This is a genomic window from Sphingomonas sp. Xoc002 (assembly GCF_050408055.1).
In the GTDB taxonomy this organism is placed as follows: Bacteria; Pseudomonadota; Alphaproteobacteria; order Sphingomonadales; family Sphingomonadaceae; genus Sphingomonas; species Sphingomonas yabuuchiae.
Map to the genome: position 1 here is coordinate 2,357,501 of NZ_CP191175.1, position 21,551 is coordinate 2,379,051.

The 21,551-nt window shown below is 67.5% G+C and carries 20 protein-coding genes; 6 read left to right on the forward strand and 14 right to left on the reverse strand.

Annotated elements, in window-relative coordinates; all coding sequences use genetic code 11:
* Nucleotides 1-69 precede the first annotated feature (69 nt).
* The 7 genes from ACQR50_RS10655 to ACQR50_RS10685 form a co-directional block, all read right to left on the reverse strand.
* Nucleotides 70-3,024, reverse strand: coding sequence for a PD-(D/E)XK nuclease family protein (locus tag ACQR50_RS10655; protein ID WP_428968305.1), 2,955 nt, complete (start codon nt 3,022-3,024; stop codon nt 70-72).
* Complete coding sequence (locus ACQR50_RS10660; RefSeq protein ID WP_428968306.1) at nt 3,017-3,772, reverse strand: nucleotidyltransferase family protein; 756 nt, start codon at nt 3,770-3,772, stop codon at nt 3,017-3,019. The genes ACQR50_RS10655 and ACQR50_RS10660 overlap by 8 nt, the downstream gene beginning before the upstream one ends.
* Nucleotides 3,769-4,737, reverse strand: a complete 969-nt coding sequence (locus tag ACQR50_RS10665; protein ID WP_428970685.1) for an aminoglycoside phosphotransferase family protein — start codon at nt 4,735-4,737, stop codon at nt 3,769-3,771. Before ACQR50_RS10665 ends, ACQR50_RS10660 begins: the two co-directional genes overlap by 4 nt.
* The gene (gene tsaE, locus ACQR50_RS10670; protein WP_428968307.1) at nt 4,734-5,180 is read right to left on the reverse strand and encodes a tRNA (adenosine(37)-N6)-threonylcarbamoyltransferase complex ATPase subunit type 1 TsaE; all 447 of its coding nucleotides are present in this window, start codon (nt 5,178-5,180) and stop codon (nt 4,734-4,736) included. The genes ACQR50_RS10665 and tsaE overlap by 4 nt, the downstream gene beginning before the upstream one ends.
* Entirely contained in the window at nt 5,177-7,549 is a 2,373-nt protein-coding gene (locus ACQR50_RS10675; RefSeq protein ID WP_428968308.1) for a PAS-domain containing protein, read from the reverse strand. Before ACQR50_RS10675 ends, tsaE begins: the two co-directional genes overlap by 4 nt.
* A 139-nt stretch (nt 7,550-7,688) precedes the next feature.
* Nucleotides 7,689-9,107 carry an adenosylhomocysteinase gene (ahcY, locus tag ACQR50_RS10680; protein WP_428968309.1) on the reverse strand — a complete coding sequence of 473 codons (1,419 nt, stop codon included), beginning with the start codon at nt 9,105-9,107 and terminating at the stop codon, nt 7,689-7,691.
* 294 nt (nt 9,108-9,401) lie between these two features.
* Nucleotides 9,402-9,965 carry a YqgE/AlgH family protein gene (locus tag ACQR50_RS10685; protein ID WP_338112289.1) on the reverse strand — a complete coding sequence of 188 codons (564 nt, stop codon included), beginning with the start codon at nt 9,963-9,965 and terminating at the stop codon, nt 9,402-9,404.
* 123 nt (nt 9,966-10,088) lie between these two features.
* Here ACQR50_RS10685 and ACQR50_RS10690 point away from each other — a divergent pair, with 123 nt between their 5' ends.
* The 4 genes from ACQR50_RS10690 (at nt 10,089) to ACQR50_RS10705 (ending at nt 12,938) form a co-directional block, all read left to right on the forward strand.
* On the forward strand, nt 10,089-10,568 hold the full coding sequence (locus ACQR50_RS10690) for a peroxiredoxin (protein WP_056437958.1): 480 nt from the start codon (nt 10,089-10,091) through the stop codon (nt 10,566-10,568).
* A gap of 115 nt (nt 10,569-10,683) precedes the next feature.
* On the forward strand, nt 10,684-10,902 hold the full coding sequence (locus tag ACQR50_RS10695; RefSeq protein ID WP_056437961.1) for a hypothetical protein: 219 nt from the start codon (nt 10,684-10,686) through the stop codon (nt 10,900-10,902).
* A gap of 79 nt (nt 10,903-10,981) precedes the next feature.
* A complete protein-coding gene (locus ACQR50_RS10700) occupies nt 10,982-12,418 on the forward strand; it encodes an AMP nucleosidase (protein ID WP_184105919.1) in 1,437 nt (478 codons plus the stop codon).
* Between the two features lie 73 nt (nt 12,419-12,491).
* Complete coding sequence (locus ACQR50_RS10705; protein WP_428968310.1) at nt 12,492-12,938, forward strand: hypothetical protein; 447 nt, start codon at nt 12,492-12,494, stop codon at nt 12,936-12,938.
* A 200-nt stretch (nt 12,939-13,138) separates the two neighbouring features.
* Here the strand turns inward: ACQR50_RS10705 and ACQR50_RS10710 are convergent, their stop codons facing one another.
* From ACQR50_RS10710 to ACQR50_RS10720, 3 genes are all read right to left on the reverse strand, one after another.
* Entirely contained in the window at nt 13,139-14,977 is a 1,839-nt protein-coding gene (locus tag ACQR50_RS10710; RefSeq protein WP_428968311.1) for a M2 family metallopeptidase, read from the reverse strand.
* Nucleotides 14,978-15,053: 76 nt separating this feature from the next.
* Nucleotides 15,054-15,815, reverse strand: coding sequence for an alpha/beta fold hydrolase (locus tag ACQR50_RS10715; RefSeq protein WP_428968312.1), 762 nt, complete (start codon nt 15,813-15,815; stop codon nt 15,054-15,056).
* A gap of 249 nt (nt 15,816-16,064) precedes the next feature.
* Entirely contained in the window at nt 16,065-16,838 is a 774-nt protein-coding gene (locus ACQR50_RS10720; protein ID WP_428968313.1) for a DUF4019 domain-containing protein, read from the reverse strand.
* A 198-nt stretch (nt 16,839-17,036) separates the two neighbouring features.
* Here ACQR50_RS10720 and ACQR50_RS10725 point away from each other — a divergent pair, with 198 nt between their 5' ends.
* Entirely contained in the window at nt 17,037-17,570 is a 534-nt protein-coding gene (locus ACQR50_RS10725) for a hypothetical protein (protein ID WP_428968314.1), read from the forward strand.
* 105 nt (nt 17,571-17,675) lie between these two features.
* On the forward strand, nt 17,676-18,320 hold the full coding sequence (locus ACQR50_RS10730; protein WP_428968315.1) for a YitT family protein: 645 nt from the start codon (nt 17,676-17,678) through the stop codon (nt 18,318-18,320).
* Nucleotides 18,321-18,456: 136 nt separating this feature from the next.
* On the opposite strand, the gene ACQR50_RS10735 is transcribed toward ACQR50_RS10730, so the two are convergent.
* From ACQR50_RS10735 to ACQR50_RS10750, 4 genes are all read right to left on the reverse strand, one after another.
* Nucleotides 18,457-19,485: an aspartate-semialdehyde dehydrogenase gene (locus tag ACQR50_RS10735; protein ID WP_184105915.1), complete on the reverse strand. Its 1,029-nt coding sequence runs from the start codon at nt 19,483-19,485 to the stop codon at nt 18,457-18,459.
* A 120-nt stretch (nt 19,486-19,605) separates the two neighbouring features.
* Nucleotides 19,606-20,892: a diaminopimelate decarboxylase gene (gene lysA / locus ACQR50_RS10740; RefSeq protein ID WP_428968316.1), complete on the reverse strand. Its 1,287-nt coding sequence runs from the start codon at nt 20,890-20,892 to the stop codon at nt 19,606-19,608.
* Nucleotides 20,889-21,137 carry a hypothetical protein gene (locus ACQR50_RS10745; protein ID WP_428968317.1) on the reverse strand — a complete coding sequence of 83 codons (249 nt, stop codon included), beginning with the start codon at nt 21,135-21,137 and terminating at the stop codon, nt 20,889-20,891. Before ACQR50_RS10745 ends, lysA begins: the two co-directional genes overlap by 4 nt.
* On the reverse strand, nt 21,134-21,544 hold the full coding sequence (locus ACQR50_RS10750; protein ID WP_076716643.1) for a hypothetical protein: 411 nt from the start codon (nt 21,542-21,544) through the stop codon (nt 21,134-21,136). Before ACQR50_RS10750 ends, ACQR50_RS10745 begins: the two co-directional genes overlap by 4 nt.
* Between the last annotated feature and the right edge of the window lie 7 nt (nt 21,545-21,551).

Consider the following 21,551-nt stretch of genomic DNA (forward strand, 5'->3'; position numbering starts at 1 on the left):
AAGCCCCCGCTCCGTTCAGCCTGAGCGAAGTCGAAGGCCACGCAGTTACGTGCGAACACAGCCCAGGATTTACCGATCACGGCCATACCATTCATCCCGCCGCATCAGCTGGTCATATTCCGCATAGGGCGCATATTCGGGGACCAGTTTCGCGGTGAATGGCGCATCGCCGGTCAGCCATTGCCCGGCCGCGTCGGCGAAGTTGGCCGCCGCAATGGACACGAACTCGTCGGTACGGATGCGTTCGCGCTTGCCATCGGGGTCGACCGGGGTGGCGATATAGCCCAGCCCCTCGCGCCCGCGTCCCAGCGACCAATATTCGAACCCGCCCGCCTTGCCGGACACGCCCTCGAACCCGCCCCGCTCGGCGATCAGGCCGAGCAGGCCGAGTTGCAGGCTGAACCCTTCGCGCACCGCCGTCGTGGAGGGCGGCTTGCCGGTCTTGTAGTCGATCACCACCAGCGACCCGTCCGCCGCCTTGTCGATCCGGTCGAACCGGCCGGTCAGCGTCACGCCCGCCAGCTTGGCCTCGCCCTTGCCCTCGGCACTCAGGACATGGCGGCCTTCGCCGGCCTTGGCGGCGACCTCGGCGGCGATCCAGTCGATCGCCTCGATCAACCGGGGCTGCCACAGCGCGCGCATCATCGGATGGGTCCGCTGGTCGCGCAGCATCGCCAGCGCACGGGGACGCAGCGCCTCGACATCGCAAGCGTCCTCCTTCCACCACATCTCCAGAATGTCGTGGACGGCGGTGCCGCGCCACGCCGCGCTGGGGTCGGCATCGACCGGGTCGAGCGGCGACAGGCGTAAAACCCGGCGAGCGTAGAATGCATAGGGGTCAGCCTTGAGCCGGTCGACCTCGGTCACTGAAATGGTGGTGGGGCGCAGCGCGGCGGGCGGCGACGGTTCTGGTCGTGTCGCGGGATAATGACCGGTGGGTTGATCCAGCTCGACCGCCCAGGCGGCTAGGCTCGGATGCGCCTCGAACCGCTCGCCCGCCATGGCCTGAAGGCGCAACCAGAAGCGCGAGGCCAGGGTCGGTCCGCTCGCATCGCGGCGCGCGCGGGTCAGGATCGCACGGGGTGCCCCCATCGCCTGCGCCAGATCATGCGCGGCGATGCCGATCCGCTGCTCCAGCCCGACCAGCCCCAAAAGCGAGCGAATACGCGGCGCCAGCCACGGGTCCGGCGCAGGCCGCCCCGGCCAGACGCCCTCGTTCAGGCCGCCCGCGATCATCAGGTCGGCGGTCTGAAGACGCGCCTCGATCGGCCCATAGATGGCGAGGCGGGGATGCTGGCCTTCACGCGGGATGGCGCGGATCGCGATCTCGTCGAACAGGCTGCGAAGGAGCGCGGGCAGCTCGGCGGGATCGACCCGGGCGGGGCCGTGATCGGCCTCTTCCTCGTAACCCGCCAGGAACTCCGCTGCCGCGCGACCGGCGGGACCGGTCCATAGCGCATCGCCGCACAGGATCTGCCCGCATTCGCGCAGACAGGCGAGCAGGCTGCGCAACCCCTGCGGCCCGTCGCCGAATGTCCGTCCGACCGCTTCCATCATCGGCGCGGCCTTGGCCCAGAAGGCGGAAGCCGTGGGCTTGTCGGCGACATGAGCGGCGATGCCGTCGAGACCCGGCGCCGGGCGCGGCCCCCTGAGCGCCCGGTCGAGCGCACGGACGCCGTCCAGCCATTCGACCCGCTCCATCTCGCCCCGGATCAGCGGGTGCTTGAGCAGAGCGAGCAGCGGTAACGGTGCGAAATGCTGCGCCGCTGCCTCGGCCAATTGCAGCAGAAAGGTGCCCGGCAACAGGATCGAAAGCGGCCGCCCCGCCGTATCGTCGATCAGGATGTTCCACCGCCGACAATGCGCCGCCACGCGCCGCGCCAACGCGCGGTCGGGGGTGACGAGCGCGGCGGTACGGCCCGGCTCCTCGACCGCCTCGCGCAGCGCCAGCGCGATGGCCTGTGCCTCTTCGGCGGGGGTGGCGAGTTCGATGGTGGAGACACCCGACAGCCGCCGGTCCTCGGCGGGCAGGTCGGTCCATTTGCCGGTAAAGTCGGCCGGGGCCATGGCATTGGCGATGGCGCGACCCCGCGCGGCCCCCGCGTCATAGTCGCCACCGCCGCGCCACACCGTCACCTCGCCGCGCCCGACGCCCATCCGGTCGAGCAGCAGTTTCAGCGCATATTGCGGGTGCGTCTCGATCGAGCGGCGGGTGCGGTCCGTCTCGGGATCGGGCTTATGGGGGCCCAGCGCATCCCATTCCGCGTCGGGCATGGTCAGGTCCAGCCCGGCGAACACCACCGAGCCGCCCGGCATCTCCGACACGCAGCGCAGCAGCCGCGCGACCGCAGGCGCGGTATCGGTGACACCCGCCGCACACACGAACCCGCCGGGCTGCGCCTGGGCCCAGCGCTTGGCCGTCCGGTCGAGCAGCAGGGTGCGGCGCTTCGCCGCATCGATCCGCCCCATCCGTTCCAGCACGGCGGGCCAGCGGTCGAGCACCACTGAAAAGGTCGCCAGCGCCGACTGCCAATGCTCGGTCAGCTCGGGGCCCAGGTCGAGTGCGGCGAGTTCGGCCGGATCGACCTCTTCGACTAGCATCTGGTCCAGCGTGCGGGCGAGGTCGCCCGCCAGCCGAACGGCTTCGGCCGCCGTCACCGGCTGGCCCGCGCGTTGCCGCTCCTGCTCGACCAGCCGCGCCAGGATCATCCGGCGCGCGGAGGGTGCGATGGCGGGCGGCGGGGGTGCTTCGGCATCGGCGGGGTCGAGCGCGGAGCCCGCCGCCTCGCCCAGTTCGGGATCGCCCAGCGCGACCATGCGCGGCAGGATCAGGCCCCCGCCGCTCGCGCGGACGAACGCCTCGGTCACCGCGCGGACGCCGCGATTGGTCGGCAGCAGGATCATGCCCTGCGCCAGCGTCAGCGGATCGCCACCGCTGCGCCGCATCAGCCCGGCGACCAGCGCATCGGCAAAACCACGATGCGCTGGGATGGTATGCAGCCTCGGGCGGCGTGGCTCACCCATCCGCGAGGATCAGCTCCGTCTGCGGGATGGCGCGCGGGGTGCCGACATCGAACCACAGCCCCTGATGCACCTGCCCGAAAGCGCGCTCCGCCTCGATCGCGCGGTTCCAGAACAGGTTGGTCGAGAAGGGCCCCTCGGGCGCGTCGGCGATCAGGCGCGGGTGCAGGATCTGAAGCCCGGTATAGGAGAAAGGCGCGACCCGGCCGCGCTGACGCCGCGCAGTGATCCGGCCATCGGCGCCAAGGTAAAAGTCGCCCTGCCCGTCATGATTGTGCGCCCGCGCCAGCGGCACCATCAGGAGGAGCGCGTCCATCGTCGCCTCGTCCCAGCGCGAGGCGAGCAGACGGATCGCGTCGACCGGCCCGTCGATCCACAGATTGTCGCTGTTGACGACCAGGATTGGATCGTCGCCCAGCAGGGGCCTGGCCTTGACCAGCCCGCCGCCGGTTTCGAGCAATTGCTCGCGCTCGTCCGAAATGATGACTTCGATCCCCGGAAAGCGATCCTTCAGATGCGCTTCCAGCTGGTCGGCGAGATAGTGGACATTGACCACCGCCCGCTCGATCCCCGCCGCGACCAGCCGGTCGAAGACATGGTCGATCAGCGGCTTGCCCGCCACCGACACCAGCGGCTTGGGCCGCGTGGCGGTCAGCGGACGCATCCGCTTGCCCAACCCCGCCGCCATCACCATCGCGGTGCGCGGCACCCGACCCGAGGGCGTCGGACGAAGCGAGAGTTGCCGGGTCATCGGGTCAGCACCTTCGGGTCGCCGCGCCGTTCGGGCGGCACGTTATCGTCGAACCAGGCGGCCACCGGCGCCAGCACCGGCTGCGACAGATCGCGTTCCAGATAGGCCCAGACACGCGGGCACAGCGCGGCATAACGCGGCTTGCCGTCGCGCTTCCAGAGGCGGGTGAAAATGCCGACGATCTTGGCATTCCGCTGCGCGCCCAGCACGTGATAGGCGTTCAGGAAGGCATCGCCTTCGCCGGTCGCGGCCAGATAGCGCCTGAGCATCGCCTCTTCGATCGATGGCTCGACATCGCGCCGCGCATCCTGGAGCAGCGAGACGAGGTCATAGGCCGGATGCCCGGCCAGCGCGTCCTGGAAGTCGAGCAGACCGAGCGTCCGTTTCGGCCCGACCAGCATCAGATTCTCGACATGATAATCGCGCAGCACGGTGACGGGCCTGTCCGCCAGCGCATGGGCGAACACCTGGTCCCAGGCCGCGCGATAACCCTCGACATCGACATCCAGGCCGACGGCGGGCGCGTACCATTCGGGCAGGAGCGCCGCCTCACGGTGAAGGACGGCGGTGTCATAGGGCGCCAGCCCCTCGGGCGCGTGGTTGCGCAGCGCGGCCAGCAGGTCGACCGCATCGCTGTAGAGCTGCACCGTCGCATCGGGATCGGCCTCGATCGCCTCGCGCATCCGGTCGTCGCCGAAATCCTCGATCAGGACCAGGCCACGTTCCTCGTCCGCGCCCAGGATCGTCGGCGCGGCAAAGCCCTTGCCGACCAGCCAGCGGGCGATGGCGATGAAGGGACGCGGGTCCTCATGCGGCGGCGGCGCGTCCATCAGAACGGCGCGGCGCGCCCCCAGCGTCACCCGGAAATAACGGCGAAACGAGGCGTCTCCGGCGAGCGGGGCGATCACCGCCCCCTCCCATCCCAGCGTCGTCAGAAAGGCGGGCGCATCCGCCGGAGGGGTCATATCGGCCATCGGTTTTCCCAGCCCGAGGGGACCTGTGCTGTCAAGATACGTCCGCCGCCCGGATCCATCGCGATGGTCAGCGCCAGGGCCTGCGGCCAAGCACCCTCACCTGCCCGGTCGGGCCATTCGACGATCAGCGCGGAGTCCCACAGTGCCTCGTCCAGCCCCAATTCCTCCATCTGCTCCGGCCCGTCGAGGCGGTAGAGATCGACATGCAGGACCGGGATCACGGTCTCGGGCGGGGCATAGGGCTGGACGATGGCAAAGCTCGGGGACGGAGCCTCGCCGGGCAGGCCGAGCGCGGCGAGCAGCCCGCGCGCCAAGCTGGTCTTGCCCGCCCCCAGCGTCCCGGTCAGCGTCACCACATCGCCGGGGCGGATATGCGCGGCCAGCCGACGCCCGAAATCCTCGGTGGCGGCGGCGTCGGCCAGCCGGATCGTCATGGATTTTCCTTTTCCGCCACGCGCCGGGGCAGTTCGACGGTGACTAGCGTGCCCTCGCCCGGTTCGGACAACAGGGTGACGGTGCCGCCATGCGCCTCGACGAATTTCTTGGCGAGCGGCAGGCCGAGGCCCAGCGCACGCTCGCCTGTCGCCTTTATGCCCGGCTCGGCAAAACGATCGAAGGCACGCGCGACGGCCTGTTCGTCCATCCCCTGCCCGTCGTCCGACACCACGATCCGCGCGCGCGCCGAATCACCATCGGCGTGGAGCAGGATGCGCCCGCCCTCCGGCGTCTGTTCGACCGCGTGGCGCAGCAGATGCTCGATCGTCTCCTGCAACCGGCGGCGGTCGCCGGTGATCCGGCCGAGCGAGCGATGCACCTCGACCGCGAAGTCGAGCTTGCGGCGTCCCGCGATCGGCCGGATCGTATCGGCCGCCGCCCGTGCGACGCGGGCCAACTCAACATCCTCGCGCGCGATGCCGCCATCCGCCTGATCGCGGGTCAGGTCGAGCACATCGTCGACCAGCAGGCCCAGCCGCTCGGTCGATTCGAGGATCGCCTCGACATAGCTGGTCGCCGTCTCCGGCAGCGGCCCGGCAAACCCGCCATGCAGCATCTCGGCAAAACCACTGATCGAGGTCAGCGGCGTGCGCAGCTCATAGCTCATATTGGCGACGAAGGCGGTCTTGACCTTGTCCGCCGCCTCCAGCGCATCGGCACGATCCCGCAAGGCTTGTTCGGCGCGGCGGCTGTCGGTGATGTCGAGCAGCGTGAACAGTGCATTGCCATCGGGCAGCGGCACGCCCGCAAACTCGAAATGCCGCCCATCGGCGAAGGCGACGCGCCCGCCGCGCTGTTGCCGCTCGATCGTCGCGGAGCGGACCAGATCGACGATCAGCGCCGAGCGGCCCGGCGTCGCCAGTCGCTCCGCCACGCGCTCGGCAAAGGCGTCGACGCGCGGATGGCTGGTCAGGAAATCCTCCTCCAGCCCCCAGAGCGCGCGGAAGCGGTTGTTCCACAGCTGCAACCGGCCATCGGCGGCGAACACGCCCAGCGCCTCGAACAAATTGTCGAAGGTCGCGGTGCGTACACGCAGCAGCGTGTCGCGCGCGGAGGCCAGCTGCACCTCCTCGGTCCGATCCTCGAAGATCATCAGCAGGCCGCCATCGGGCAGCGGCTGCGCCACGACGCGCAAATGCGTGCCGCCGGGCAGATGCCATTGCTCCTCGATCCCGCCGCTCGCCTGGCGGAACCAGCCGACGCGCTCCGCCTTCCAGCCGGGGAAGTCGCGGACTTCGGGGCTGCGATTGGCCTCGCGCATCCGCTCCAGGATGCGGTCGAATTCGGGATGGTCGGCCAGCCACTCGGCGCGCATCGCGAACATGCGGCGGAAGGGCTGGTTACAGAAGACGAGGCCGCGGTCCGGCCCGAAATGCGCGACCGCCGCCGACAGCCGGTCGAGCATTGCGCGTTGCGCCTCGGCAAAGCGCTTGGCGCCCGCGCGCGACTGTTCCAAATCCTCGATATCGACGGCGAAGCCCGCGATGCCGCCGGTCGGCAGCGGCACGTCGAAGATGCGTAGCGCCCGGCGCGCGCCGTCGATGGTGGCGGGCAACACCTGCTCATGCGGCCGCCCCTGATCGCGCGCCGCCGCCGCGCCCGCCAGCGGACCGCCGCGCCCCGACCCCTCGACCAGTTCCAGGCCGCGCCCGACGACATCGGCGGCGTCCCGTCCCTCGACCGCTTCGACATAGGCGGTGTTGACCATGGCGAGGCGCAGATCGGCGCCGCGATACCACATGGGCAGCGGGGCGGCCTCGATCAGTCCGGTCAGCGCCTGGAACGCATCGCCGAGCCGCTTTGCCTCGCCGTCGAGCCGGACGATCTCGTCCTGCGTCTCGGTCATGTCGAAGACCCAGATGACGACCTCTCCGGCCGCCCCCTGATGCGCGGGCGCGCGGGCACCGTCGAACAGCAGCGTTCGCACCGATCCCTGCGGCCGGACGATCCGGCGGAAACGGCGCCCGGTCTTCTGCGCGGCGTTCAGATCGGCGGCGAGCAGCGCCTTGTCCTCAGGCGTAAGCCCGGCATCGTCATAGGCCAGTTCCTCGAGGAAGCGCGCGACATCGGCCAGACCCAGCCAGTCGGCCAGCCGCCGGGGCATTTCGATCCGCCCGTCGCTGCGGATCACCATCGCCTGGGCCGGACCGGCGCGCAGCATCGCGTCGAGCCGATCGCGCTCCAGCCGTACCGTCGACGCCTCCGCCCGGGCGCGGACACCCAGATAGAGCAGCACCATGCCGATCACGATCAGGGCACAGGCGCCTGCACCCAACAGGACCGCCTCGGTGTCACCGATCGCAATCATCCGAGAAAGGCCGGGCCGAAACGCTGCATCCGCCCATCTCTAGCCCGATCGGCACGCGATACGCCATAACGAAGGCCAAAGAAAAAGGGCCGCCCTTCCGGACGGCCCTTCAGTCTCGCGCCTAGGCCCGAAGACGGGATCAGTAGCGGTAATGATCCGGCTTGAACGGACCTTCGACCGGTACGCCGATGTACGCCGCCTGCTTCTCCGACAGCTTCGACAGCTGGACGCCCAGCTTTTCGAGGTGGAGTGCTGCGACCTTCTCGTCGAGGTGCTTCGGCAGGACGTAGACTTCGTTCTTGTAGTTCTCGCCCTTGGTCCACAGCTCGATCTGGGCGAGCGTCTGGTTGGTGAACGAGGCCGACATCACGAAGCTGGGGTGGCCGGTCGCGCAGCCCAGGTTCACCAGGCGGCCCTTGGCCAGCACGATGATCTGCTTGCCGTCCGGGAACTCGACCAGGTCGGTGCCGGGCTTCACTTCGGTCCACTTGTAGTTCGACAGCGCCGCGATCTGGATCTCGCTGTCGAAGTGGCCGATGTTGCAGACGATCGACATGGGCTTCATCGCCTTCATGTGATCGGCGGTGATGACGTCGGCATTGCCGGTCGCGGTGACGAAGATGTCGGCGCGCTTCACGGCCTCATCCATGGTCACGACCTCGAAGCCTTCCATCGCCGCCTGCAGCGCGCAGATCGGGTCGATTTCGGTCACGAGCACGCGCGCGCCGCCATTGCGGAGCGACTGGGCCGAGCCCTTGCCCACGTCGCCGAAACCGGCGACCGCGGCGACCTTGCCCGCCAGCATGACGTCGGTGGCGCGACGGATCGCGTCGACCAGCGACTCCTTGCAACCATAGAGGTTGTCGAACTTCGACTTGGTGACCGAGTCGTTGACGTTGATCGCCGGGAAAGGCAGCTCGCCCTTCTTGGCGATCTCGTACAGGCGGTGAACGCCGGTGGTCGTCTCTTCCGACACGCCCTTCAGGTTCTGGACGGTCTGGGTCAGATAGCCCGGCTTCTTGGCGATGAACGCCTTGACCGAACGCTGGAACTCGACCTCTTCCTCATTCTCCGGCTCGCCGAAGGTCTGGCCGGCTTCCAGCTTGGCGCCCCAGAGCGCAAACATGGTCGCGTCGCCGCCATCGTCCAGGATGATGTTGGCGGTCTGACCCTCGACGTCGCCGTCCCAGGTGAAGATGTCGCCGACATAATCCCAATATTCGGCCAGCGTCTCGCCCTTGACAGCGAAGACGGGCACGCCGCTCGCGGCGATCGCGGCGGCGGCATGGTCCTGGGTCGAGTAGATGTTGCAGGTCGCCCAGCGGACATCGGCGCCGAGCGCGGTCAGCGTCTCGATCAGCACGGCGGTCTGGATCGTCATGTGCAGCGAGCCGGTGATGCGCGCGCCCTTGAGCGGCTGTTGAGCGCCGAATTCGTCGCGCAGGGCCATCAGGCCGGGCATCTCGGTCTCGGCGATCTTGATCTCGGCGCGGCCGAAATCAGCCAGGCTGATGTCCTTGATGACGTAATCGTTCTTGGTGGCGGCAGTCGTGGACACGACGAAACTCCGTGCAAAATGGGGCCGACCAAGACGTAGCGCGCACGCCGATCGGCACGGCGCCCGCCTTAGCGGTGATCGCCTTAGGGATCAAATATAAAGATATCTTTATATCGTTGAGCGTCTGTCGCGTGAGCTGCACATATTCCTCCCCTGCGAGGGGAGGGGGATCATGCGCGGCATGGTGGAGGGGTGTCGCCGTGGCGATGGCACTCGCATTCACCATGGGCGACACCCCTCCGTCAGTCCTACGGACTGCCACCTCCCCTTGCAGGGGAGGAATCGGTTAAAGCCTCAAGCCCTGCCGCCGCCCGTCACCAGTTGGCGCGGATCGACACCGGCCGCGCCGTAAGCTGCCTGCCAGCGGTCCTCGGCGGGCACGTCGAACAGGATGCCCGGCTCGCCCCCGACGTTGAACCAGGTGCCGGGTTCGCGCAGTTCCTGCTCCAATTGGCCCGCATCCCATCCGGCATAGCCCAGCGCGACCACCCATTGTTTCGGCCCGTTGCCCTCTGCGATAGCGCGCAGCACGTCGACCGTGCTCGACAGCACCCAGCGGCCGCCGACATCGACGCTGTCCTGCCCCTGCCAGTCATGGCTGTGCAGCACGAAGCCGCGCCTCGGCTCGACCGGGCCGCCATAATGAACCGGTGCGTCGGGGATATCGCCATGCGCGATCTCGAACTGGTCGAGCAGCGTATGGAAGCCGATGCCGTCGATCGTCGCGCCCAGCCCGATGCCGAGCGCCCCGCCCTCGTCATGGGCGCATACGGCGATGATGGCATGATCGAAACGGGGATCGCCCATGCCGGGCAGGGCCAGCAGGAATTGGCCGGAAAGATAGGTCAGTTGATGCACGCCACCGACTATAGGCATCGCCGCTCCGCCTCGCCATGCTTGAAATCTATAAGGTCTCTGCGCCATGAACGCCGCGTGGCCCGGCATGGTGCCGTGGCAAATCCCCCGCGAAGGATCCGCACGATGACGATCAAGGTCGGAGACCGCCTGCCTAGCATCACGCTGGTCAAGGTGACGCCCGAAGGCCCCGAACAGGTCAACACCACCGATTATTTCGCGGGCAAGCGCGTCGCGCTGTTCGCGGTGCCCGGCGCCTTCACCCCCACCTGCTCGGCGCAGCACCTGCCCGGCTTCATCGCCCAGGCAGATGCCGTGAAGGCCAAGGGCGTGGACGAGATCGCCTGCACCTCGGTCAACGACGTGTTCGTCATGAAGGCCTGGCGCCAGACCAACAATGCCAGCGAGATCACGATGCTGGCCGACGGCAATGCCGATCTGGCCAAGGCGGTCGGCCTGACGCTGGACGGGTCGAAGTTCGGCATGGGCACGCGCAGCCAGCGCTACACGATGCTGGTCGATGACGGCGTGGTCGAACAGCTGTTCGTCGAGGCACCGGGCGAGTTCAAGGTCAGCTCGGCCGAGCATCTCCTCTCGGTCCTCTGATCGGCCCTGCTGATCCGGTCGGTCGCACGGCCGGTCGGATCGGGGGTGGAACAGTGCTGGAGGCTTTGGCGTTTTTTGCCCATCGAAGGATCGGCACAATGAGAGGAGCCTTGCCATGACCACCTATGTCCCACCCGAAAAGCAGGCACAGGCCAAGAGCTTCACCGAAAAGGCGCAGGGCGCCGCCAAGGCGGCCGGCGACAAGGTGAAGGAACACCCCTATGCCGCCGCCGGAATCGCGGCGGGCGTGGCGGCGGCCGTCGCCGGTGCGGCGTTCGGCGCGTCGAAGCTGCGCACGCCCGGTGACGACGAGAATTCGGCACTGGGGGCCTGATCCCCTGACCGGGGCGCGGGCGATCCGATGTCGCCCGCGCCCGCTTGCCAGCCCGGTAAACAGGGCTTAGCTCTGGACGATGACTCACGCTGTCCAGATCGTCGAAGAACTCGACCGCCTCTATACCGCCTCCGTCACGCGTCTGAAGGATGCGTTGACCCTCTATCTCCGCGACGGCACCGCGCCCACGCTGGAAGACCGTGCGCATGGCTGTTTCGCCTATCCCGAAATCCGGCTGATCTATCGCGGCGAGGGCGGGCGCCCCGCCCCGATGCGGTCGTTCGGCCGGTTGGTGTCGCCCGGCGACTATCGGATCAGCGTCACCAAGCCCGCGCTGTTCAAGGATTATCTGGTCGAGCAGTTGACCCTGCTGATCGAGGATTACGACGTCTCGGTCGAGGCGGTGCCCGGTCGCCAGGAAATCCCCTTCCCTTATGTCCTCGACCCCGGCCATGCCCTGAGCCTGGACACGGTATCGGCGGCCGAGCTGGCGCGCTTCTTCCCCGCGACCGAGCTGGCGCATATCGGTGACGAGATCGCCGACGGGCTGTGGATGAATGCCGACGGCAACCGGCCACTGGCGCTGTTCGACGGGTTGCGCACCGACTTCTCGCTCGCGCGCCTGCGCCACTATACCGGCACCCCGCCCGAGCATTGCCAGCGCTTCGTGCTGTTCACCAACTATCACCGCTATGTCGATGAATTCGTTCGCTGGGGCGCGTCGCAGCTGGGCGAGGGTTCGCGCTTCACCGCCCTGTCCGGCGCGGGCGGCGTCGTGATCGAGCGCCCCGAGGATGTCGACAAGATCGTCACCGACAGCGCGTGGCGGCGGCACCAGATGCCCGCCTATCACCTGGTCGCCAAGGACGGCACCGGCATCACGCTCGTCAATATCGGTGTCGGCCCGTCCAACGCCAAGACGATCTGCGACCATCTGGCCGTGATGCGGCCCGAGGCGTGGCTGATGATCGGCCATTGCGGCGGCCTCCGCCCCAGCCAGCGGATCGGCGACTATGTGCTGGCGCATGCTTATCTGCGCGACGATCATGTGCTGGACGATGTGCTGCCGCCCGAAATCCCGGTGCCCGCCATCGCCGAGGTGCAGGTCGCGCTCGCCAAGGCCGCCGAGATCGTCTCGGGCCAGTCGGGCGACGAGTTGAAGCGTCGGTTGCGGACCGGCACGATCGTGACCACCGACGACCGCAACTGGGAGCTGCGCTATTCCAAGTCGGCACTGCGCTTCTCGCTCAGCCGCGCGGTCGGGATCGACATGGAGTCGGCGACGATCGCGGCGCAGGGTTATCGCTTCCGCGTGCCCTATGGGACGTTGCTCTGCGTGTCGGACAAGCCGCTGCATGGCGAGTTGAAGCTGCCGGGCCAAGCCAACCGTTTCTACGAGCGCGCGATCAGCGAGCATATGCGGATCGGCATCGAGACGTGCGAACAGCTGCGTCGGGAAGGCAACAAGCTGCACAGCCGCAAGCTGCGCGCGTTCAACGAGCCGCCCTTCCGCTGACAAGCAACCGGGGGCGGGCGCAAGCGTTACGGTGACGAACCGAAGCTGCTTTGTTTAAATGGGGGATTTCGTCATGGTCGATACCACGGACCCGAAAAAGCCACGCCCGCCCCGCCGCCGCGCCACGCCCAAGGCAGCCGGCACGCCCGCCCCGCGCAAGCGCCCCGTGGCCAAGGCCGAACCGGTGACGGAGGAGACACCACCTGCGGCGGAGCCCGTCGAGGGCGTCGAAACCCCGGCGACCGAGGCCCCGGCCAAGCCCAAGGCTCCGCCCAAACCCCGCTCGACCAAGCGCACCGCGTTGCGCAAGTCTCCACCGCGCAAACCTGCTGCCATCAAACCGGCCCCCGCGCCTGCCTTGGGCAAGCATGGGCTAGACCGGGTTGGCGGCAAATGGGGCGTGGCCTCGATCCTGGGCAGTCTTGCGGCGGCGGCCGGACTGACGGCGGCGTTGCTGTCGCTCAAGGGCAGCACGCCCAAGCGCGACAAGGGCAAAGGCAAGGACGGCAAGAAGGACTGAACCCAGGCAGCCGTTCGGCCTGAGCGGAGGCTGGTATGAACGCCCCTCCACCACCGCTTCGCGGCGGTCCCCCTCCCCATCGAAGATGGGGAGGATTTAGAGAAATGCCGTCGCAATTCCTCCCCAAGCTGTGCTTGGGGAGGGGGACCGCTCGCGTAAGCGAGGGGTGGTGGGGCAGGTAACGTCCGCCAGGAACCCCATCACCAACCCTGCGGCTTGCCCTTGTTCTGCTGGTCCAGCCATGTCTTGAGCGGGGCAAAATATTCGACCAGCGCCTTGCCCGACATCTCGCGGCTGCCGGTGAACACCTGAAGCGCGTCCGGCCACGGCTTGGACTGGCCCATGGCCAGCATCGCGTTCAGCTTCTTGCCGACCTCCTTGTTGCCATAGAAGGAGCAGCGGTGGAGCGGCCCCTTCCACCCGGCCTGCTGGCATGCCGCCTTGTAGAACTGGAACTGCAGCACCCGCGCCAGGAAATAGCGCGCATAGGGCACGCCCGCCGGGATATGGTATTTGGCACCCGGATCGAACTTCGTCTCGTCGCGTGCGACCGGCGGCACCACGCCCTGATATTTCAGGCGCAGTGCGTCCCAGCCCGCCTGATATTGCCCGGCCGGAATCTGGCCCGAGAACACGCCCCAGCGCCACTTGTCGATCAGCAGGCCGAAGGGCAGGAACGCCACCTTGTCCATCGCCTGACGCAGCAACAGGCCGATATCCTTGTCCGCGCTGGGCACGCGCGCCGGATCGAGCAGGCCGATCTTCACCAGATAATCGGGCGTGATCGACAGCGCGACTGTGTCGCCGATCGCTTCGTGGAAACCGTCATTCGCACCGTTCTTGTAGAGGAACGGCTGATCCTTGTACGCACGCTGGTAGTAGTTATGCCCCAGCTCGTGATGGATGGTCACGAAGTCGTCGGCATTGACCTTCGTGCACATCTTGATGCGGATATCGTCCAGATTGTCGATATCCCAGGCCGAGGCGTGGCAGATCACCTCGCGGTCGGCGGGCTTCACGATCTGCGACCGCTGCCAGAAGGTCTGCGGCAGGGGCGCGAAGCCGAGCGAGGAATAGAAGCCCTCGCCCGCCTTCACCATCTTGATCGGGTCATAACCCTTGGCCTTCAGCAGATCGCCGGTGTCGTATCCGACATCGCCCGCCCCCTTGGGCGCCACGACGTCATAGATATTGCCCCATTCCTGCGCCCACATATTGCCGAGCAGATCGGCGCGGATCGGGCCGGTCTTGGCCTGCACCGCGTCGCCGTACTTCTCGTTCAGCTTCCAGCGGACATAGGTGTGGAGCGCCTTGTACAGCGGCTCCAGCTCGCCCCAGATTTTGTCGGTGACCTGCGCGAACTGTTCGGGCGACATGTCGTAACCCGAACGCCAGAGCGACCCGGCATCGACATAGCCCAGTTCCTTGGCACCCTGGTTGGCCAGCGCGGTCATCTGGGTGTAATCGGCTCGCATCGGCGCGCCGACATTGTCGTGCCAGCTGACCCACATTTCCTTCAGCTTGGCGGGGTCACGCTCGCTCCCCATCGCGGCCTCGATGTCCGATCCGTTGATCGGCTGACCGTTCAGCACGCCCTTGCCCTTGCCATAGGAGGAGGACATGCGCGTCGTCAGCATGGACAGCTGCGCCGAGGCCCCCGGCGTGGTCGGCGCGGGCAAGGTGATCCCACCGCGCAACAGGTCCAGCTTGCGCTTGGTATCATAGGACAGGCCCGGCAGCGCCTGATAACGCGCCGCCCCCAGGCCGTAACGGACGGCGAGATCGGTCATCTCCGCGCCCGACGCGGCGGCCAGCGCATCGGTGTCGTCGGTGATATAGGTCGCATTGACCCAGGCGACCTGCTGCGCGCCCACCGACTTTTCGGCCAGCGTCTTCTCGGCCTCGGCGACAAAGGCATCCGCCCCGGCGACGGTCGCGGGCGGCTGGGTGGCCGGCGCGGCGGGCGCCGCAGTCTGGGCGTGAGCGGCACCGGCGAGCACAAAGGCGAGTACGGCGCCGGAAACGGCGGAACGGATCATGCTATCCCCCTAAGATTCTGAAACGCCCTCGAGACGGGGCGGATGGCGCGCAGTTGCGCGGCTTTGGTCGCCGCCGTCAAGCGGTGAGGAACTGCACGATCGCCGCACCCAGCTCGGGTTTGGTGACCGAGGCCATATGGTTGCCCGGAATCTCGATATAGCGCCCGCGCGGCAAGGCCTCGGCCAGCTCGACCGCCGCGCCATTGTCGAAATCGTCGACGCCCGCCACGACCAAGGTCGGCAGGTCGAAGCCCTCGATCCCGGAGAGCGGCGTGTCGGCAAAGGTCTGGAGGATATGGAGCAGCGCCACCGGATCGCCGCCCGTGGTCTTCAGGAAGGCCTCGGCCATCCATTCGGGGGTGCCGCGCTTATGCTCGCCCAACCGGGTCAGGATATTGGTGAAATGCGCAACCCGGCGGTCGGTGTGTAGCAGCCCTTCCAGCCCCATGCCCGCAAAGATCGCCTTGCCCGGCTCCGCCCCGGTCGCGAGCATCCGGCTGACCGTCCGCGCGCCTAGCGAATAGCCGCCGAGATCGTAATCGGTCAGTCCCAGATGCTCGACCAGCGCATGGCCGTCGCGGGTCAGCGCATCCTTGGGATAAGCGGCGGGATCATGCGGCTTGCCGCTCTCCCCATGCGCGCGCAGGTCGGGCATGATGACCCGGTAGCCCTTGGCCGCGATGGCGGCGGCGTGGCCGTAGCGGATCCAGTTGGTATAGGCGTCGGAGAAATAGCCGTGGATCAGCACCACGGGCCGCCCATCCCCGATTTCACGCCACGCGATCGGGGTGCCGTCGAAGCTGTCGAAGAAGCGGGTTTGGGGGGCGGTATCGGCCAAGGGTTCGGTCTCCGGCGGTTAAGCTGTACGCCAACCTCCTAATACGGATCGGCGAAGATGTGGACCTTTGTTCCTGCCGCGACACCATGGGCAGGGTCGACGTTCAGTGGTTCCGCGCTCATTCCTCCCCTGCAAGGGGAGGGGAACCAGCGAAGCTGGTGGAGGGGTGTCCCGCTCTCGATAACGCAACACCCCTCCGTCAGGCCTTCGGCCTGCCACCTCCCCTTTCAGGGGAGGAATGGACTCGCCCTAGCCGACATAAATCCCGGCAACCCGCCACTCGCCATTCTCCCGCTCCAGCGTAACGGTTTCGACGACATCCGCCGAGCCGGCGAAGCGCGTGTTGAACCGCACCATCCGATAACCGGCGGGCGGTGCGGGAACATCGTCTTGGCTGAGCAGGGTCCGCGAAACCGTCTTGCCCAGCGGCGTCCGCACCTTTTCCGAGGTGGCGGCCCAGACCTGCTCGGTGTTCAACTTGTGGAAGCTGCTCGTGGTCAGGCGGTAGCTGTCGGTCCAGCGGCCCTGGTCGATCAGTTGCAGGAAATGCTGGGCGGCTTCGACGACCGCCGGATCGGTGGCCGTTGTGGTGGCCGTCTGGGGCGGCGCGGACGCCATATGGGTCAGGCCGCCAAGCGCGAGCAGGCTGAGGGCGAGGGTCATGAGTATCGCTCCGATGATGATCCGGGGACGGCGGATGCCGTTCTCCACGCCGACGACCGGCGCCGGGCTTTCATCCGCCATCGGCTCGGGCCGGTCCTCCCCGATCGTCATGTCCCCCAGATATTCGGGGGTCGGCAGCGTCGCGTCGCCTTCCACCTCCAGCAGCATCCGCGCCGCTTCGCGACTGCTCGACACGGCCAGCTTGCGGCGGGCGTCGCGCAGCCGTTCGTTGATGGTGTGGACCGACAGGTTCAGTTCGCGCGCGATCGACTTGGCGTCATGCCCCCGCACGATCAGGCGCAGCGTCTGCTTTTCCCGGTCGGTCAGCGCGCCGATACCCGCTTTGGCCTGCATGGTCATGGTGCCGACTATGCCGGAGCCGGGCCTGCCGACCACCCTCAAAAAATTGTACCTTGACCACGGCGGCGCAGGTCGAAGCAGCGCCCTGAGTCCCATTCTCGCCAGTCCGCGACAAAATGGCGGGAATCCGTGCTTTTTTGTGATTCCACGCGAGTCGCACGCATGGACAAAAGGGGTACAAGCGGTTAGCCGCCGCCCATGGCAGCATCCCTATTCCTTCTTCTGGCGGTGATCCTGGCGTTCGCCGGTGGAGGAGGCCCCTGGATGCTGATCGCGTGCGTGGCGGCGGCGACGGCAGCGGGGACGCGGCTGCCCGATCTCGACACGCCGCTCCAGCTCCAGCATCGCAGCGCGCTGGTGCACAGCGTCCTACCCTTCTACGTCGCCACGCTCGACCTGCGGACCTGGCCGGTCGCGGCGGGACTGGGGTTCGGCGTCGGCTTTCATCTGGCGGCGGATCTGTTTCCCGGCACGATGCGGGGCTTTGCCACGATCAAGATCCCGCTGATCGGATCGATCGGGGCCTTTCCTTCCTATATCTGGATCGCGGTCAACGCGGCGGCGAACATGGTCGGCGCGTTCGTCATCCTGGAATGGATCGCCGCCGACCGGGTGGCCGCCTGTGCGCTCGCTGCCACGGGCGTATTGGGCGCCAGCTATCTGTTGCGGACCAAGGGCGGCTTCTATGCGCTGGTGGTGATGATCGCGCTGGGCTGGCTGTTCCTGAGCTGAGCCAGGCAATTGGCGTTTCGCCACGATTGCGGTATGGGACGGTTCTCTGCCGCCAAGAAGCAGGCCAATCGGGAGCGGATGCCGGACCCTTGATCCGGACCCTCGATGACCGCAGCGACCGCCTCCCCTGCCGAAACCCTGCCGCCCAGCCCGATCGGGCGTCCGCACAGCCTGCTTGAAGACGCCTATGCGATCTTCATCGGCGTGACCCTGCTGATCGTCGGATTGATGTTCCTGAAGGCGGCGGGACTGGTGACGGGCGGCATCGCGGGCGTCGCGCTGCTGCTGTCCTATCTGCTGCCGCTGCCTGCGGGCGTGCTGTTCACGCTGGTCAACATCCCCTTCTTCCTGTTCGCGCACAAGGTGATGGGCGCGCGGTTCGCGGTGAAGACGGTGCTGGTCAATATCGGCATCGGCGTCGCCTCGGCGATCACGCGCGTGTCGGTGCATGTCGACGGGGTGCACCCGGCCTTTGCCGCGCTGGTCGGCGGCACGGTGATCGGCATGGGCATCTTGTCGCTTGCCCGGCATCAGGCGGGGGTCGGCGGCACCGGGGTCATCACCATCTGGCTCTATCGCAAGCGCGGGTGGAATATGGGCATGACCCAGGTCGCGCTCGACGTCGTCATCCTGGCGATGGCGATCCCGGTGGTTTCGGGTGTGCAGATGATGTGGTCGGCGATCAGCGCGGCCGCGATCAGCCTGATCCTGTTCGCCTGGCATCGGCCCGGATTGTATATGGGGCGGTAAACCCTTGATCCTCCCCTTGCAGGGGAGGTGGCAGGCCGTCAGGCCTGACGGAGGGGTGTCACCCTCTCGATAGCGGGACACCCCTCCACCAGCTTCGCTGGTCCCCCTCCCCTTGCAGGGGAGGAATTAAATGGGCTCAGTCGCCCTTCTTCAGGTGGCGGCGGCCGAGCAGTTCGGCGATCTGCACCGCGTTCAGCGCGGCACCTTTCCGCAGATTGTCCGACACGCACCACAGCGACAGGCCGTTATCGACCGTCGAGTCCTCACGCACGCGGCTGATGAAGGTCGCATAGTCGCCGACGCACTCGACGGGCGTGACGTATCCACCGTCCTCGCGCTTGTCGATCAGCATGACGCCGGGCGCCTCGCGCAGGATGTCCTGGGCTTCCTGTGCCGAAATCTCGTCCTCGAACTCGATGTTCAGCGCCTCGGAATGGCCGACGAAGACGGGCACGCGCACGCAGGTCGCCGTCACCTTGACCTTGGGGTCGAGGATCTTCTTGGTCTCGGCGACCATCTTCCACTCTTCCTTCGTCGAGCCGTCGTCGAGGAAGCTGTCGATGTGCGGGATCACATTGAACGCGATCTGCTTGGTGAACTTCTTCGGCTCGGCGGGGTCGCCGACGAAGATGTTGCGGCTCTGCTCGAAAAGCTCGTCCATGCCCGCCTTGCCCGCGCCCGACACCGACTGATAGGTCGCCACGACGACGCGCTTGATCGTCGCCTTGTCGTGCAGCGGCTTGAGCGCCACGACCATCTGTGCGGTCGAGCAATTGGGGTTGGCGATGATGTTCTTGGCCGTGTAGCCGTCGATCGCGTCGGGGTTCACCTCCGGCACGATCAGCGGCACGTCCGGGTCCATGCGGTAGAGCGACGAATTGTCGATCACGACGCAACCGGCGGCGGCGAATTTGGGCGCATAGACCTTGGTCGCGTCGCTACCGATGGCGAACAAAGCCATGTCCCAGCCGGTGGGATCGAAATGCTCGATATTCTTGATGGTGAGCATCTTGCCCGTCTCACCATATTCGATCTGGTCGCCCTGGCTGCGCGACGAGGCGACGACCGCCAGCTCGTCGATCGGGAATTCCCGCTCCGCCAGAATGTTGATCATTTCCCGGCCGACATTGCCCGTCGCCCCGGCGACCACCACGCGATAACCCATTATATCCTCCACTCGGAAGCGTGAGCCGGTAGCGTCATTGCGTGGACACGTCCACCAACTTTGCGAAAAGTGCGCGTTTCGCCGTGACAAGCGGGGGTTTAACGAACCCCCGCCCTCCTCTCAGGCGGCATGGTCGAACGCATGCGCATCCAGCCAGTCGGGCACGACCTGCGGCCGGATCGCCACCGCATCGATCCGCGGCGCGATGACGGCAAAGCGATCGCCCTCGACCATGACTTCCGCCGCCAGGGCCCGGCTGTTGTAGCAGGACGCCATGGAGGCGCCATAGGCCCCGGCGTCGCGCAGGACGGCGAGGTCGCCTTCCTTCACCCGGTCGATCAACCGGCCTGTGGCGAAGCGGTCGCTGCTTTCGCAGACGGGTCCCACGACATGCGCGCGCATCGTCGCACCGTTCGGAGCGACCGCCGCGAACTCATGCCAGGCGTCGTAGAGCGCGGGCCGGGCAAGATCGTTCATGCCCGCATCGATGACGACGAACGGACACTCCTCGCCCGGCTTCACCCAGAGCACACGGGTCAGCAGCACTCCGGCATGGGCGGCGATATAGCGCCCCGGCTCGAACATCAGGGCCACGTCCCAATCCTGCGTCACCCGGGCGACCATGGCGCCATAGGCGGCGACGTCGCCGTCCGGGCCGCCGTGGTAATCGACGCCGAGCCCGCCGCCCAGATCGACATGGGAGATCGCATGTCCCCGCGCCCTCAGTTCGGCGATCAGTTTGCCGATCCGGCGATAGGCGGACTCCAGCGGGCCCAGCTCCATGATCTGGCTGCCGATATGCACCGCGACGCCGTGCAGCGTCAGGCCCGGCCGTTTCGACAGCCGGTCGAAGATGCCGATCGCATCTGCGAAGGCCACGCCGAACTTGCTGTCTCTGGTGCCGGTGGTGATCTTGGCATGGGTCCCCGCATCGACATCGGGATTGACCCGCAGCACCGCGATGGCCTCGACACCCATTCGGACGGCGGTCGCCGCCAGCACTTCCCCTTCGCGCTCCCCTTCCAGATTGATGTGGCCGACCCCGGCCCGCAGCGCCTGGGCGAGTTCCTCCGGGGTCTTGCCGACGCCCGAATAGACGATATCCCCGGCCTTCATGCCCGCCGCGAGTGCGGCAGTCAGTTCGCCGCCCGACACGATATCGGCGCCGAACCCCTCGTCGCGCAGGACGGACAGGACGGCCAGCGACGGATTGGCCTTGACCGCGAAGGCGAGCGACTTGCGCCGGATCGGGGCCAGCCCTTCGCGAAACCGCCGGGCGGCAGCACGCAGAGCGCTTGCCGAATAGACATAGGTCGGCGTGCCCACCGCCTGCGCGATCCGGCCGAGCGCGACTCCCTCCGCATGGAGCGCGCCGCCCCGCAGCTCAAAGCCTGTGTCGCGGCTCATGACCGACGCGCCCGACGAAGGCGCGCGGCATGAATAGCCTCGGCCGTATGATAATGCCCGCGACGTTCGGCCCGGAGCGCCTGGATCATGTGCTTGCCGTTCAGCATCAGCACGACGCCGCCCAGCGCCGCGAAGAACCAGAACAGCGCCAGCAGCGATTCCGAAGGCCCGCTCAGCGTCGCCACCACCGCGCCCAGCGTCGTCAGGCCGCCCAACGACCGCCATGCCATGTCCCGCCCGTTCATGCCGCCATCTCCTCGCTCGGATCGCCGATCACGCAGGTCGCGGCGGCACGCATCTGGGTGCCGCACCGATGACAGACCAGAATGTCGGCGGGGAAATCACGCTCCTCGGCCAGCGCATCGGCCGTGTCGCCGCGCTCGAACACCAGCCCCATCGCGGCATGGCGATGACGCCTGGCCGCAGCCCGCGCCCGGCCGATCATCGCGGGCGAACCGCCCAGTCCGCGTCCCTCGATCGCGGTGAAGCCCATCGCCCGCGCCTGTTCGGCGACCGCGATCAGGAAGCCGCCCGCGCCGCAATCGGCGTCGACGATCCGCACCGCGCGGCGATGCCGCTCGCGCAGCGAACCCAGCGCCGCCTCGATCGCGGGCCAGCGGGGGTCATGGCGATATTTGCTGTCGATCTGCATGGTCGGC

Bases quoted from the DNA above. Each gene is read 5' to 3' on its own strand.
- ACQR50_RS10655 (WP_428968305.1), bottom strand. From the start codon at position 3,024: ATGGGTGAGCCACGCCGCCCGAGGCTGCATACCATCCCAGCGCATCGT.
- ACQR50_RS10660 (WP_428968306.1), bottom strand. From the start codon at position 3,772: ATGACCCGGCAACTCTCGCTTCGTCCGACGCCCTCGGGTCGGGTGCCG.
- ACQR50_RS10665 (WP_428970685.1), bottom strand. From the start codon at position 4,737: ATGACCCCTCCGGCGGATGCGCCCGCCTTTCTGACGACGCTGGGATGG.
- tsaE (WP_428968307.1), bottom strand. From the start codon at position 5,180: ATGACGATCCGGCTGGCCGACGCCGCCGCCACCGAGGATTTCGGGCGT.
- ACQR50_RS10675 (WP_428968308.1), bottom strand. From the start codon at position 7,549: ATGATTGCGATCGGTGACACCGAGGCGGTCCTGTTGGGTGCAGGCGCC.
- ACQR50_RS10690 (WP_056437958.1), top strand. From the start codon at position 10,089: ATGACGATCAAGGTCGGAGACCGCCTGCCTAGCATCACGCTGGTCAAG.
- ACQR50_RS10695 (WP_056437961.1), top strand. From the start codon at position 10,684: ATGACCACCTATGTCCCACCCGAAAAGCAGGCACAGGCCAAGAGCTTC.
- ACQR50_RS10700 (WP_184105919.1), top strand. From the start codon at position 10,982: ATGACTCACGCTGTCCAGATCGTCGAAGAACTCGACCGCCTCTATACC.
- ACQR50_RS10705 (WP_428968310.1), top strand. From the start codon at position 12,492: ATGGTCGATACCACGGACCCGAAAAAGCCACGCCCGCCCCGCCGCCGC.
- ACQR50_RS10710 (WP_428968311.1), bottom strand. From the start codon at position 14,977: ATGATCCGTTCCGCCGTTTCCGGCGCCGTACTCGCCTTTGTGCTCGCC.
- ACQR50_RS10720 (WP_428968313.1), bottom strand. From the start codon at position 16,838: ATGACCATGCAGGCCAAAGCGGGTATCGGCGCGCTGACCGACCGGGAA.
- ACQR50_RS10725 (WP_428968314.1), top strand. From the start codon at position 17,037: ATGGCAGCATCCCTATTCCTTCTTCTGGCGGTGATCCTGGCGTTCGCC.
- ACQR50_RS10730 (WP_428968315.1), top strand. From the start codon at position 17,676: ATGACCGCAGCGACCGCCTCCCCTGCCGAAACCCTGCCGCCCAGCCCG.
- ACQR50_RS10735 (WP_184105915.1), bottom strand. From the start codon at position 19,485: ATGGGTTATCGCGTGGTGGTCGCCGGGGCGACGGGCAATGTCGGCCGG.
- lysA (WP_428968316.1), bottom strand. From the start codon at position 20,892: ATGAGCCGCGACACAGGCTTTGAGCTGCGGGGCGGCGCGCTCCATGCG.
- ACQR50_RS10745 (WP_428968317.1), bottom strand. From the start codon at position 21,137: ATGAACGGGCGGGACATGGCATGGCGGTCGTTGGGCGGCCTGACGACG.
- ACQR50_RS10750 (WP_076716643.1), bottom strand. From the start codon at position 21,544: ATGCAGATCGACAGCAAATATCGCCATGACCCCCGCTGGCCCGCGATC.